The sequence below is a fragment of the Sphingomonas sp. CFBP 13714 genome, from assembly GCF_014842205.1.
Classification (GTDB): domain Bacteria; phylum Pseudomonadota; class Alphaproteobacteria; order Sphingomonadales; family Sphingomonadaceae; genus Sphingomonas; species Sphingomonas aerolata.
Genome location: NZ_JACYVG010000004.1, coordinates 382773 through 395925, shown reverse-complemented (window position 1 = coordinate 395925; position 13153 = coordinate 382773). Strand labels below are relative to the sequence as shown.

Below are 13153 nucleotides of genomic sequence, written 5' to 3'. Positions count from 1 at the left end.
GATGTCTTCGGTATCATTGAAGAAGGACGGTCTGGACGAGAAGGGTGAGCCCCTCTCGTTCTACCAGCTCGAAGAGCATCACCATCCCGAGGGCAGCAGCACGATGCTGGGCTTCTGGATGTACCTGATGAGCGATTGCCTCATCTTCGCGGTGCTGTTCGCAGCTTACGGCGTGCTCGGCACCAGCTATGCCGGCGGACCGACGCCCAAGGAGATCTTCGAGCTGCCGCTCGTCGCGGTGAACACTGCGATGCTGCTGTTCTCGTCGATCACCTACGGTTTCGCGATGCTGTCGATGGAGGAAGGGCGTCAGCGCATCATGCAGATGTGGCTGGCCTTTACCGGGCTGTTCGGCCTCGCCTTCCTGTCGATCGAAATGTACGAGTTCGCCACCCTCATCCATGAGGGCGCGGGTCCGACGCGCAGCGCGTTCCTGTCGTCCTTCTTCACGCTGGTCGGCACGCACGGCCTGCACGTGACGATGGGCTTCATCTGGCTCGTCACGCTGATGGTGCAGGTGCAGAAGCACGGCCTGATCGCCGCGAACAAGCGCCGCCTGATGTGCCTCAGCATGTTCTGGCACTTCCTCGACGTCATCTGGATCGGCGTCTTCACCTTCGTCTATCTGATGGGTTCGCTGCGATGACCGACCGCCCCGCCACCGCGCACGACGCGCATGCCGACCACGCCCATGACGATCATGGGCATGGTGACGACCACGCGTCGCACGGGACGCGCAAGAGCTACCTCAAGGGGTTCTTCCTCTCGGTCATCCTGACCGCGATTCCGTTCTGGGCCGTGATGACCGGCGCGTTCAAGGATCCGTCGACCGCCGCGCTGGTGATCATGCTGTTCGCGGTGATCCAGATCGTCGTCCACATGATCTACTTCCTGCACATGAACGGAAAGTCCGAGAATGGCTGGACGATGATGGCGCTGATCTTCACGATCATCCTCGTCGTGATCACGCTCAGCGGCTCGATCTGGGTCATGTATCACCTCAACACCAACATGATGCCGATGCAGGCCGCGGTAGATATGTGATGACAGGGCATGCCCGGCCGCGGCCGGCGATTTGGGTGGCGGGCTTCATCGCGCTGCTGCTGTTCGCCGGGTTCTGCGCTCTGGGTGTGTGGCAGGTCGAGCGGCGCGCATGGAAGCTCGACCTGATCCGGCAGGTGGCCGCCCGGTCACAGGCCGCACCGGTCGCGCCGCCCGGCCCGGCATACTGGCCGACGATCACGGCAAGCAGCGATGCGTATCGCCGGATCGAAGTAAGCGGCGTCTTCGCGCATGACCGCACGACGCTGGTCCGCGCCGCAACCGCACTCGGTAGCGGCTATTGGGTGATGACGCCGCTGCGGACTGCGCAGGGCTTCGATGTTCTCGTCAACCGCGGCTATATCTCGCCTGAACAGCGCAGCGCCTATGTACGGCCGGTCGGGCCGGTGACGGTGACGGGCTATCTGCGGATCACCGAACCCGGCGGCGGGTTCCTGCGCAAGAATGATCCCGCGACCGACAACTGGTATTCGCGCGACGTGGCTGCGATCGCGGGCGCGCGTGGCCTTGGCCGCACGGCGCCCTATTTCATCGACGCGGACAAGGTCGGGGACGGCGCACCGGTCGGCGGCCAGACCGTCATCGCGTTTCCGAACAATCATCTCGTCTACATGCTGACATGGTTCGGCCTCGCCGCGATGACGGTGATCGGCTTCGTCGTGTTCGTGCGCCACGATCGTCGTCGTGATAGACGCTGATCGGCGACGTCGTGCGTTGAGACCGTCGCAGGAGAGAGCGACCGCGTGACAACGCAAAACACCATGAGATTGGCGATGGATTCCTCGCGGTGGCAGGCCTGGGTCAGCCGTGCGCGCGCGGACACCGATGCCGCGGGCAATGCGAACATGCGGCAGCTGGTCACGTTGCGCTGGATCGCGGTGGCGGGACAGCTGGTGACCGTGCTGACGGTCCGCTTCCTGCTGGGGATCGACCTGCCGCTGGTGCCGATGCTGATGGCGATGGCGGCGTCGGTCGCGCTCAACCTGGCGAGCATGCGGCTCTATGGCTGGCAGCGCGGGGCGAACGCGCAGCTGCTGCTCGCGATGCTGCTCGATGTCGGGTTGCTGACCGTCCAGCTCTACCTCAGTGGCGGCGCGACCAATCCGTTCATCGCGCTGTATCTGTTGCAGGTCGTGCTGGGCGCTGTGCTGCTCGATCGCTGGTCGAGCTGGGCGATCGTCGGGGTGACGGGCGGGTGTTTCGGGCTGCTGACGATCCGGTATCGTCCGCTTGCCCTGCCGACCGATTATGCGGGGGAGTATTTCGCGCTCTACACGGTCGGGTCGCTGCTCAATTTCCTGCTCGTCGCGACGCTGCTCGTACTATTCATGACGCGGATCACGGGCAATCTGCGCGCCCGCGACGAGCATCTGGCGGACCTGCGCCAGCAGGCAGCGGAGGAGGATCATATCGTCCGCATGGGCCTGCTCGCGTCGGGCGCCGCGCACGAACTGGGGACGCCGCTCGCGTCGCTGGCGGTCATCCTCAACGACTGGAAGCGGATGCCCGCGCTCGCCACCGATGCGGGGATGCTCGAGGAGATCGGCGAGATGCAGGCCGAGGTCCAGCGCTGCAAGACGATCGTCACCAACATCCTGCTCGCGGCGGGCGAGGCGCGCGGCGAGGCGCCCGAGGTCGTGCCGCTGCATGTCTTCCTCGACGCGATCGTCGAGGACTGGCGCGCGCTGCACGCCGGTGTCGAGTTCGACTATACCAGCCGGCTCGGCGACGATCCGCTGATCGTCTCGGATCCCGCGCTCAAGCAGGTGATCGCCAACGTGCTCGACAATGCCGCCGAAGCATCGCCCGCCTGGGTCGGGTTTTCAGGCGAGCGGTCGGGCGATCATCTGGCGCTGATCGTCCGCGATCACGGACCTGGGTTCACGCGCGACAAGCTGGCGAGCTTCGGCAAGCCCTATCAGTCGAGCAAGCGCGATCCCGGCCATGGCCTGGGGCTGTTCCTCGCGGTCAATGCGATGCGCAAGCTGGGGGGCAGCGTGGCGGTCGCCAACCGCGAGACGGGTGGCGCGGAAGTGACGTTGATGCTGCCGCTGGCGGCGATCGCCCTGGAGCGTGACGAATGAGCGAGCCCGATATCCCCCCGGTCAAGCGCCTCGTGATCGTCGAGGACGACGAGACGTTTGCGCGCACGCTGAAACGCTCGTTCGAGCGGCGCGGCTATGCGGTCCGGCTTGCGGCGAGCCATGAGGATCTGGTCGTGCTGCTCGCCGACGACGTGCCGCAATATGCGGTGGTCGACCTGAAGCTCGGTGGCGCGTCGGGGCTGGTCTGCGTCCAGACGCTGCACGCGCATGACCCCGATATCCTCGTCGTCGTGCTGACCGGCTTTGCAAGCATCGCGACCGCGGTCGAGGCGATCAAGCTCGGCGCCTCGCATTATCTGGTCAAACCGTCGAACACCGACGACATCGAGGCGGCGTTCGACCGGACCGAGGGCAAGGTCGACACCGCGGTGACCGAACGCCGCGCGACGATCAAGACGCTCGAATGGGAGCGGATCCACGCAACGCTGGCGGAAACCGGGTTCAACATCTCGGAGACTGCGCGGCAGCTCGGGATGCACCGGCGGACGCTCGCGCGCAAACTCGAGAAGCGGCCGGTCAAATAGCCGCAACGCTTGGCGTGGGGCGGGCGTTATGGTGCGATGGTGTCGCCCTCTTCCTCCCGCCTCTGGGTGCCGCGGCGCCTCCTCGCGACGCCGTCGTCGCTCCTCTGGGACCATGGCGAACAGATCGTCGCGCGCGCGCGTGCGCTGGACGTGGCGGTGACGACGCTGCCCAGTGATCGTCTCCGCCTCGACCTGCCCGACGATCCCCGGCAGCAATATGCACAGGCGAAGGCGACGCTGGCGCTCGTCGTCGCCCCGCCGTCGAAACGCCGGTTGCAGCCGATCGCGCCGAGCGCCGACTGGCGAATCGATCTCGCCGAAGGGTGCCCTGCGCATTGCGGCTATTGCTATCTCGCGGGGTCTTTGAAGGGGCCGCCGATCACGCGGGTCTATGCGAACCTGCCCGAGATCCTGGCCGAGCTTCCCGCGCATCTCGGCCAGGGGACGGTCACGTCGCGCTCCGCCACGCGCGCGCACGAGGGCACGACGTTCGAGGCGTCCTGTTACACCGATCCGCTCGCGATCGATCACGTCACCGGGTCGCTGTCCGCGCTGATCGCGCATTTCGGCGCGTGGGAGGCAGACGTGCAGCTGCGCTTCACGACGAAGTTCGACGCGGTCGAGCCGCTGCTCGCGCTCGATCACGCGGGGCGGACGCGGATGCGGGCCTCGATCAACCCCGCGGGCTATGCGCGGTTCGAGGGCGGCACGAGCCCGGTCGCGGCCCGGCTGGTCGCGCTGCGCCGGATGGCGGATGCGGGGTACAAGGTCGGGCTGACGATCGCGCCGATCATCGCCGCGGAGGGATGGCGCGACGCCTATGCCGAGCTGATCGCGCAGGCGGGGCAGGTGCTCGGCGATATCCCGGACCTCACGATCGAGCTGATCACGCATCGCTACACACCCGGGTCCAAGGCGGTGCTGCAGACCTGGTATCCCGGCTCGTCGCTCGATCTCGGCATGGCGAACCGTACCGAGAAGCGCACCAAGTTCGGCTCGGTCAAATATGTCTACGATGCCGACACGATGCGGGCGTTGCGCACCTTCTTCGCCAACGAGATCGCGGCGCGCCTGCCCGAGGCGCGGATCCTCTACTGGACGTGATCGCCGTCCAACCGGGCAACACAGCGTTGCCGACCCTGCGCTGGTGGGCGCCGGTGCCGTCGCCTATTTGCATACCAAGATCTTGCGCGCCGCCGTCGCCCGGCGCTCGCGCGTGACAACAGGAGATTTCTGCATGCCCGTCCTTCTCGGTATTTCCGGCAGCCTGCGCCGCCAGTCGTTCAACGCCGCGATCCTCAATTCGCTCGCCGACGCGCTGGGGGACAAGGCGACACTGCGGATCTTCCCGCTCAACGCGATCCCGATGTACGATCAGGATGCCGATACCGACACGCCACCCGAGGCGGTCGCCGCACTGCGCGCCGCGATCGGCGAGGCGGACGGGATCGTGATTGCGTCGCCCGAATATAATCACGGCATGCCCGGCGTGCTGGAGAACGCGCTCGACTGGGCGTCGCGGCCTTATGGCAAGGCGACGCTGACGGGGAAGCCGGTGTTTACACTGACCTCGTCGCCGGGCGCGGTCGGCGGCGCGCGCGCGCAGGCGCAGCTGAACGAGACGCTGGCGTCGATCGGTGCGCGTACGCTGCTGCGGCCGCAATCGGTGATCGGGGCGGTGCACGAGAAGATCGCCGACGGGCGGCTGAGCGACACGTCGACACTCGACTTCCTGTTGAGCGGTATCGACGCCCTGCTGGCGGAGATCAAGCGGCCCGCATCGGCCGTGCGCGAGGCGAACTGAGATGCGGCGCGTGCTGCGGACCTATCCCGCCCAGCGTGATGATATCGCCGATCTCGTCACGCGGCGCCCACTGCCGGGGCCGCAGCTGCCGCAGGTCGACCCGTTCCTGTTCCTCAACCATCATGGGCCGCAGACCTATCGGCCGGGCAATAACGGCCTGCCGTTCGGGCCGCATCCGCATCGCGGGTTCGAGACGGTCAGCTTCATCCTGAGCGGCGCGATGGCGCATCTCGACAGCGGCGGGCACGAAAGAGTGATGCAGGCGGGCGGGGTGCAGTGGATGACCGCGGGGTCGGGGCTGATCCATGCGGAGATCTCGCCCGCGTCGTTCAAGCGCGACGGCGGGCCGCTCGAGATCCTCCAGCTCTGGGTCAATCTGCCGGGGCGGCTGAAGATGACGAAGCCCGCCTATACTGGGCTCCAGCGCGAGAATATTCCGGCGGTCGCGGTCGACGGCGGTGTCGTGAATGTGATCGCGGGGACGTTTGCAGGGCAGGCGGGGCCGATCGAGTCGCTGACCGGGGTCGCGATGATGACGGTCGAGCTGGCCGCGGGGGGGCGGGTTACACTGCCGGCACCGCGGGGTCGCAGCGTATTCTTCTATGTGATCGAGGGGCGGCCCGAGGTTGGCGGTACGGTCGTCGAGCCGTGGCATCTCGTCACGTTCGATGAGGACGGCGATACGGTCGAGGTCGCGGCGTCAGGTCCGGTGCGGCTGGTGTTCGGCCATGCGGATCCGATCGACGAGCCGGTCGTGGCGCACGGGCCATTCGTGATGACGACGCGCGAGGAGATCGGCGAGGCGATCCGCGATTACCAGGCGGGGCTGTTCGGGCCCGCGCCGGTTATCGCCTAGGTCCTTACTTGTCATCCCCGCGAAGGCGGGGATCTAGACTGGCTGGCCTTGCTAACGATGCCGTGAGGCCAGCCAGTCTGGGTTCCCGCCTCCGCGGGAATGACGAAGAAGTTACTTCGCCAGCACCGCCGACTGGTCGACCGCGACCACCGGCAGCCACACCGCGCTCGCCGTCGCGCCGCCGCGTTCGATCGTTACCGTCGCCTTCTTGTAGTCCGCCTTCTTCGCAAGGAAGATGTTGGGAACGAAGGTCTGCGGATTGCGGTCGTAGAGCGGGAACAGGCTCGACTGGACCTGCACCATGATCCGGTGCCCCGGCTGGAACACGTGGTTCACGGTCGGCAGGCGGAACTTGTAGCGCTGCGACTTGCCGGCAGGAATCGCACTCGGCTTGGCGAAGCTGTCGCGGTAGCGGCCGCGGAAGATGTCGAGGCTGATCGGCAGTTCATAGCCGCCCATCTTCGGATCGCTCGCGACCTCGTCGGGATAGACGTCGATCACCTTGACGACGAAGTCGGCATCGGTCCCCGTCGTCTTGGCATAGATGTCCGCGATCGGTGCGCCCGACACGCGCACCGGGGTCGTCAGCACCTCGGTCGTGTAGGTCATCACGTCGGTGCGGCCGTCGACGCCGCGCTGGTCGCTGACCAGCCAGTCGCCCCAGCGGCCGTCGCCGAAATTGACCGGGCGCGGCAGATGCGGGACGGGCTTGGCGGGGTCTGAGACATAGCTGTCGCCGCCGCTCGCCGCCTTGGTAAATCCGAGTCCGCCTTCGGCGCCGAGATAGATCGGCTTGAGCGGTGCGGCACAGCCGCTTTCGCAGGCGAGTGGCCAGGTCGACAGCCTGTCCCAGTGATTCTCGCCGGTGTTGTAGATCGCGGCGGCGGGCAGCGTGACCGCGGGGCCGTCCTTCAGATACTGGTCGAACATTGGCAGCACCATCTGTTCGCGGAATTGCTGCGCGGTGTCGCCGTTCCACTCGAACGGGCCGAGGCTGCGGCCGTCGCGATTGACCTGGCTGTGCCGCCACGGACCCATGACGAGATGGTTGTTACCCATCTTGCCCTTCGCCTTCAGCGCCTCCCAGGCGGTGATCGCACCGTACATGTCCTCCTGATCCCACAGCCCCTGTTCCCAGAGCGTGGGCACGTTCGAGGGGTTGGCAGCGAGCAACTTGTCGAGCGCCTGGCCCTGCCAGAATCCGTCATAGGCGGGATGCGCGACCATGCGCTGCCAATAGGGAAGCTGGTCGTAGCCCGACGCCTTGGCCCAGTCGCCCGCCGAGCCGATGCGGCGGAAATTCTCGTAATCGTCATAGCCGCCGGTCGGCGGCGCCTTGCCCGCGCCCTTGTAGCCGGTCTGGCCGCCGAGCCAGGCGATGTTGGCGAGGCGGAACGCGCCGTAATGGAACCAGTCGTCGCCCATCCAGCCGTCGATCATCGGGCTTTCGGGCACCGCGGCCTTGAGCGCAGGGTGCGGGTTGAGCAGCGCCATGACGACGGTGAAGCCCTCATAGGACGACCCGATCATGCCGACGCGGCCGTTCGATTCGGGCAGGTTCGCCTTGTTCACCAGCCAGTCGATCGTGTCATAGGCGTCGGTGACATGATCGACCTTGGTCGGGTTGAGCGGGCCGATCACCGGGCGCGTGACGACATACTCGCCCTCCGAGCCATATTTGCCGCGGACGTCCTGATAGACGCGAATATACCCGCCCTTGACGAACATCTCGTCGGCAAGCGGCAGCGTCGAGAGGATGCTCGGGCTGTCCATCCGCGTCGCGCGCGACTTGGCGTCATACGGCGTGCGGGTCAGCACGATCGGCGCGTTGGTCAGCCCCTTGGGATAGACGATGACGGTGTAAAGCTTCGTCCCGTCGCGCATCGGGACCATCACCTCGCGCTTGACGTAGTCGCGGTTGGCGGTGGCGGGGACGAACTTGGCGGGAACATCGCCGCCGGCGGGGGCAGTCTTGTCAGAAACAGTCTGGGGCACCTGCGCCGACGAAACGGTGGCGAGCGCGATCGAGGCAAGAAGGACGAGCTTGAGGGTCATGAAACGCTCCGGAAGAGGATGCGGCCAAGCTAGGCGCAATTGTCGCGCGGGGGCAATCGGGTTCGTGATCGACCAGCCGCGTGCGTGCCGCTTGTAATGTCGGCCGCTTGCTGGATGATGCGCCGAAACAACCGGGGGGTATCATGGCGCGCAGGGCAAAGGGATCGTGGCGGCCGTTCATCCAGGCCTTGCCGATCCTGATCGTCGGCTATGTCTCGACCATCCTGATCTGCGCGGCTCTGTTTGCGACGTTCGAGGGCAAGCCGGTCGATGTCGGCATCTGGTGGTCGTTCGTGACCGCGATGACGATCGGCTATGGCGACGTTTTTCCGGTGACGATGGGGGGCAAGATCGTCGCGGTCGCGCTGATGCATGCGGTGCCGCTGTTCCTCGTGCCGCTGCTGACCGCGAAGATGGCGGCCAAGATGATCGTCGACAGCGACGCCTTCACGCATGCCGAGCAGGAGGAGATCAAGCTGGCGCTCGCGCGGATCGAGGCAATTCTTTCGCGCGAGCCGCGTCAGCCCTAGTCGGCGACCAGCACCGCGCGCTCACGGCCGACGAGTGCAACGAGCCAGTCGGTAAAAGCGCGGATCGCGTCGAAACGGCCGGTGTCCTGGTGCGTGACCAGCCAGAAGGCGCGGCTGATGAGGATGTCGGGGAGGATCGCGACAAGCCCGGGATAGGCCTCGCCGATGAAGCAGGGGAGCACGCCGATGCCGGCGCCGGCGGCGATCATGTGCGCCTGCGCGTTGATGCTCGACGAACGCAGCACGGGGTCGCGGACGCCCGGGATCTCGTCGAGATAGCGCAGCTCGGGCGCGTAGACGATGTCGGGGACATAGCCGATCATCCGCCGGTCGCGCAGGTCGGCGATGCCGTGGACCGGGCCGTGCGCCGCGAGATGCTCCGCCGATGCGTAGAGCCGCAGCGTATAGTCGGTGAGCTTGCGCGTCCGCAGTGGGCCGCGGCGCGGGCGGGCGAGCAGGACCGCGACGTCGGTCTCGCGCCGGGTCGGGTTGAGGAAGCCGCTGGTCGCGACGAGATCGACCGCGAGTTTGGGATGCGCCTGTGCGAGCGTGCCGAGATGTCGGCTGACGAACCAGGTGCCGAAACCCTCCGCGACGCTGACGCGGATCGTGCCGTCGACCTCGGTCCGGCCCGCAGGCGGGGTGCGGATGTCAGACGCGATCGCCGCCATCGCGGTCGCGCGCGCGAGCAGGTCCTCGCCCGCGCTGGTCAGGATCTGGCCGTCGGGGCCCTGCTCGAACAGCCGCTGGCCGACCGCGGTCTCGAGCCGGCGGAGGCGGCGGCCGACCGTCGTCGCATCGACGCCGAGGCTCGCCGCAGCACGACCAAGCTGCTGCGCACGGGCGACTTCGAGGAAGATCGGCAGGTCGCTCCAGTCCATGCCGACTGCAAATATGCAGCTAGCGCCTGCAAGTCTATCGCTTGTGTCGTGCGGGATGCGGTGGTGTAGAGGCCGCAAAACAAAGAGAGGCGCCATGACCGTTCGCACCATCGAGCATCTGATCGCAGGCGGCACTGCGGGTGGACCGTCCTCCGGCGACGGCCGTAGCGGCGACGTGTTCGATCCCAATAGCGGCGAGATCCAGGCTCGCGTGACGCTCGGCACGCAGGCCGATCTCGATGCGGCTGTCGCCGCCGCGCAGAAGGCGCAGCCGGGCTGGGCGGCGACGAACCCGCAGCGCCGCGCGCGCGTGATGTTCGAGTTCAAGCGGCTCGTCGAGGCGAACATGGACGAGCTCGCGCGGCTGCTGTCGTCCGAGCACGGCAAGGTGATCGCGGACTCGAAGGGCGATATCCAGCGCGGGCTCGAGGTGATCGAGTTCTGCTGCGGCATCCCGCACATTCTCAAGGGCGAGTATACGCAGGGCGCGGGGCCTGGGATCGACGTCTATTCGATGCGCCAGCCGCTCGGTATCGGCGCCGGCATCACCCCGTTCAACTTCCCGGCGATGATCCCGCTCTGGATGAGCGGGGTCGCGATCGCGACGGGCAACGCGTTCATCCTGAAGCCGAGCGAGCGCGATCCGTCAGTGCCGGTGCGGCTGGGCGAATTGTTTCTCGAGGCGGGGTTGCCCGAGGGGATCTTCCAGGTCGTCCACGGCGACAAGGAGATGGTCGACGCGATCCTTGACCATCCGGCGATCTCGGCGGTCAGCTTCGTCGGGTCTTCCGACATCGCGCATTACGTCTACCGCCGCGGCGTCGAGGCGGGCAAGCGCGTCCAGGCGATGGGCGGGGCGAAGAACCACGGCATCGTCATGCCCGACGCGGACCTCGACCAGGTCGTTGCCGATCTGTCGGGCGCAGCGTTCGGGAGCGCGGGCGAGCGCTGCATGGCGTTGCCGGTGGTTGTGCCGGTCGGCGAGAAGACCGCGATCGCGCTGCGCGAGAAGCTGATCCCGGCGATTGCCGCACTGCGCGTGGGCGTCTCGACCGACAATGACGCGCATTACGGGCCGGTGGTGAATGCGGCGCATCGCAGCCGCATCGAGAACTGGATCCAGACGGGTGTCAACGAGGGCGCGGAGCTGGTCGTCGACGGGCGCGGGTTCGAGCTTCAGGGGCATGAGAAGGGGTTCTTCATCGGGCCGTCGCTGTTCGATCACGTCACCACGGAGATGTCGGCGTACAAGGAGGAGATCTTCGGGCCGGTGTTGCAGATCGTCCGCGCCAGGGATTTCGAGGAAGCGGTGCGGTTGCCGAGCGAGCATCAGTACGGCAACGGCGTCGCGATCTTCACACGCAACGGCCACGCCGCGCGCGAGTTCGCGGCGCGGGTGAATGTCGGGATGGTCGGCATCAACGTGCCGATCCCGGTGCCGGTGGCGTATCACACGTTCGGCGGCTGGAAGCGTTCGGCGTTCGGCGACACCAACCAGCACGGCATGGAAGGCGTGAAGTTCTGGACCAAGGTCAAGACGATCACGCAACGCTGGCCCGATGGGTCCGCGCTGCCGGCGATGGCGGAAGATGGCGGTCCGGCGCGGAACAACGATGCGTTCGTCATTCCGACGATGGGGTGATCGGGTGCGTCACTCCCTCCCCGTCATCCTGGACTTGATCCAGGATCCAGAGCCATCGAGCGCAACGCCCGTGGCTCTGGATCCTGACTTTCGTCAGGATGACGGGGTGGGGAGGGGGTCGAAGCCCCAGTCTTCGGCCAGATCGCGCCAGGTCGGGTTGTCCGTCTCGATCAGCGTGGTCTTCCACGACCGTTTCCAGACCTTGAGCTGTTTCTCGCGCGTGATCGCCGCGTCCATCGTGTCTGCCATCGCAAACCAGACAAGCCGGTTCACGCCGTATCGCTTTGAGAACCCGTCGGTCACGCCCTCGCGATGCTGAACGATCCGCGCCATCAGGTCGGACGTCACGCCGATGTAGAGCGTTCCGTTGCGCCCGCTCGCCATGATATAGACCGCGGGTTGCCTAGCCAAATCCTTCCCCCACCCCGTCATCCTGACGAAAGTCAGGATCCAGAGCCACAGGCGTCAGCATTCGCCGCTCTAGATACTGGGTCAAGCCCAGTATGCCGACACAGGAAAGCCCGATGACCAACCAGTTCGACCTCACCGACGACCAGCGCGAGATCCAGGAGCTCGCGCGCCGCTTCACCGCCGATCGGATCACCCCGCATGCGGCCGAGTGGGACGAGAAGCACATCTTCCCGCGCGACACGATCAAGGCGGCGGCCGAGCTCGGTTTCGCGGCGATCTATGTCAGCGAGGAGAGCGGCGGGATCGCGCTCGGGCGCCTCGAAGCCGCGTTGATCATGGAGGCGATGTCGTATGGGTGCCCTTCGACGAGCGCGTTCATCAGCATCCACAACATGGCGGCGTGGATGATCGACCGGTTCGGATCGGCCGCGGTGAAGGACAAGTATCTCCCCGATCTGGTGAAGATGGACCGGCTGGCGAGCTATTGCCTGACCGAGCCGGGTTCGGGGTCGGACGCCGCCGCGCTGAAGACGCGCGCGGTGCGTGACGGCGACGACTGGATCGTGACGGGATCGAAGCAGTTCATCTCGGGCGCAGGCGAGAACGAGGTGTACGTCACCATGGTCCGCACCGGTGAGGAGGGGCCCAAGGGCATTTCGTGCCTGGTGATCGAGAAGGACATGCCCGGCGTGTCGTTCGGCGCGAACGAGAAGAAACTCGGCTGGCATTCGCAGCCGACGCGGCAGGTGATCTTCGACGGCGTCCGCGTGCCGGGCGCGAACATGGTCGGCGGCGAGGGCGAGGGCTTTCGGATCGCGATGATGGGGCTCGACGGCGGGCGGCTGAACATCGGTGCGTGCTCGCTCGGCGGCGCGCAGCGGTGTCTCGACGAGGCGATCGCCTATACGCGCGACCGGAAGCAGTTTGGGAAGGCCATCGCGGACTTCCAGAACACGCAGTTCATGCTTGCCGACATGGCGACAGAATTGGAGGCGGCGCGTGCGCTGCTCTACATCGCGGCGGCCAAGGTCACGGCGAACGCGCCCGACAAGACCAAGTTCGCGGCGATGGCGAAGCGGCTGGCGACCGACACCGGCTCGTCGGTGGTCGACCGCGCGTTGCAGTTGCATGGCGGCTATGGATATCTCCAGGATTACCCGATCGAACGCTTCTGGCGCGACCTGCGCGTGCATTCGATCCTCGAGGGCACCAACCAGGTCATGCGCATGATCGTCGGCCGCGAACTGACCCGGCAATGATGGATATGGTCACCAGCTGCCGAA

Annotated in this window: 14 protein-coding genes; 11 read left to right on the top strand and 3 right to left on the bottom strand. The window is 66.4% G+C overall.

Annotation, left to right across the window (positions count from 1 at the left end; all coding sequences use genetic code 11):
* The first annotated feature begins 1 nt into the window (after position 1).
* From cyoC to IFT54_RS11950, 8 genes are all read left to right on the top strand, one after another.
* Positions 2-646: a cytochrome o ubiquinol oxidase subunit III gene (gene cyoC / locus IFT54_RS11985; protein ID WP_042467557.1), complete on the top strand. Its 645-nt coding sequence runs from the start codon at positions 2-4 to the stop codon at positions 644-646.
* Positions 643-1044, top strand: coding sequence for a cytochrome o ubiquinol oxidase subunit IV (cyoD, locus tag IFT54_RS11980; RefSeq protein WP_031395868.1), 402 nt, complete (start codon positions 643-645; stop codon positions 1042-1044). Before cyoC ends, cyoD begins: the two co-directional genes overlap by 4 nt.
* 35 nt (positions 1045-1079) lie before the next feature.
* Positions 1080-1760: an SURF1 family protein gene (locus IFT54_RS11975; protein ID WP_342354818.1), complete on the top strand. Its 681-nt coding sequence runs from the start codon at positions 1080-1082 to the stop codon at positions 1758-1760.
* Between the two features lie 75 nt (positions 1761-1835).
* Positions 1836-3146 carry an ATP-binding protein gene (locus tag IFT54_RS11970; protein ID WP_244648872.1) on the top strand — a complete coding sequence of 437 codons (1311 nt, stop codon included), beginning with the start codon at positions 1836-1838 and terminating at the stop codon, positions 3144-3146.
* Positions 3143-3691, top strand: coding sequence for a response regulator transcription factor (locus IFT54_RS11965; RefSeq protein ID WP_197975339.1), 549 nt, complete (start codon positions 3143-3145; stop codon positions 3689-3691). The genes IFT54_RS11970 and IFT54_RS11965 overlap by 4 nt, the downstream gene beginning before the upstream one ends.
* A gap of 66 nt (positions 3692-3757) precedes the next feature.
* Positions 3758-4795, top strand: a complete 1038-nt coding sequence (locus IFT54_RS11960; RefSeq protein WP_342354817.1) for a spore photoproduct lyase family protein — start codon at positions 3758-3760, stop codon at positions 4793-4795.
* 133 nt (positions 4796-4928) lie between these two features.
* The gene (locus tag IFT54_RS11955; RefSeq protein ID WP_192070774.1) at positions 4929-5495 is read left to right on the top strand and encodes an NADPH-dependent FMN reductase; all 567 of its coding nucleotides are present in this window, start codon (positions 4929-4931) and stop codon (positions 5493-5495) included.
* A 1-nt stretch (position 5496) separates the two neighbouring features.
* Positions 5497-6351 carry a pirin family protein gene (locus IFT54_RS11950; protein ID WP_192070773.1) on the top strand — a complete coding sequence of 285 codons (855 nt, stop codon included), beginning with the start codon at positions 5497-5499 and terminating at the stop codon, positions 6349-6351.
* A 111-nt stretch (positions 6352-6462) separates the two neighbouring features.
* On the opposite strand, the gene IFT54_RS11945 is transcribed toward IFT54_RS11950, so the two are convergent.
* Positions 6463-8406: a CocE/NonD family hydrolase gene (locus tag IFT54_RS11945; RefSeq protein ID WP_192070772.1), complete on the bottom strand. Its 1944-nt coding sequence runs from the start codon at positions 8404-8406 to the stop codon at positions 6463-6465.
* A 143-nt stretch (positions 8407-8549) separates the two neighbouring features.
* Here IFT54_RS11945 and IFT54_RS11940 point away from each other — a divergent pair, with 143 nt between their 5' ends.
* A complete protein-coding gene (locus tag IFT54_RS11940; RefSeq protein ID WP_042466673.1) occupies positions 8550-8936 on the top strand; it encodes a potassium channel family protein in 387 nt (128 codons plus the stop codon).
* On the opposite strand, the gene IFT54_RS11935 is transcribed toward IFT54_RS11940, so the two are convergent.
* A complete protein-coding gene (locus tag IFT54_RS11935) occupies positions 8933-9817 on the bottom strand; it encodes a LysR family transcriptional regulator (RefSeq protein ID WP_192070771.1) in 885 nt (294 codons plus the stop codon). The two genes, IFT54_RS11940 and IFT54_RS11935, sit on opposite strands and share 4 nt — an antisense overlap.
* Before the next feature lie 94 nt (positions 9818-9911).
* Between IFT54_RS11935 and IFT54_RS11930 the strand changes: the two genes are divergently transcribed.
* On the top strand, positions 9912-11459 hold the full coding sequence (locus tag IFT54_RS11930; protein ID WP_192070770.1) for a CoA-acylating methylmalonate-semialdehyde dehydrogenase: 1548 nt from the start codon (positions 9912-9914) through the stop codon (positions 11457-11459).
* A 93-nt stretch (positions 11460-11552) separates the two neighbouring features.
* Here the strand turns inward: IFT54_RS11930 and IFT54_RS11925 are convergent, their stop codons facing one another.
* Positions 11553-11870 carry a GIY-YIG nuclease family protein gene (locus IFT54_RS11925; RefSeq protein WP_244648870.1) on the bottom strand — a complete coding sequence of 106 codons (318 nt, stop codon included), beginning with the start codon at positions 11868-11870 and terminating at the stop codon, positions 11553-11555.
* Positions 11871-11983: 113 nt separating this feature from the next.
* Between IFT54_RS11925 and IFT54_RS11920 the strand changes: the two genes are divergently transcribed.
* Entirely contained in the window at positions 11984-13129 is a 1146-nt protein-coding gene (locus tag IFT54_RS11920; protein WP_192070768.1) for an acyl-CoA dehydrogenase family protein, read from the top strand.
* Positions 13130-13153 lie beyond the last annotated feature (24 nt).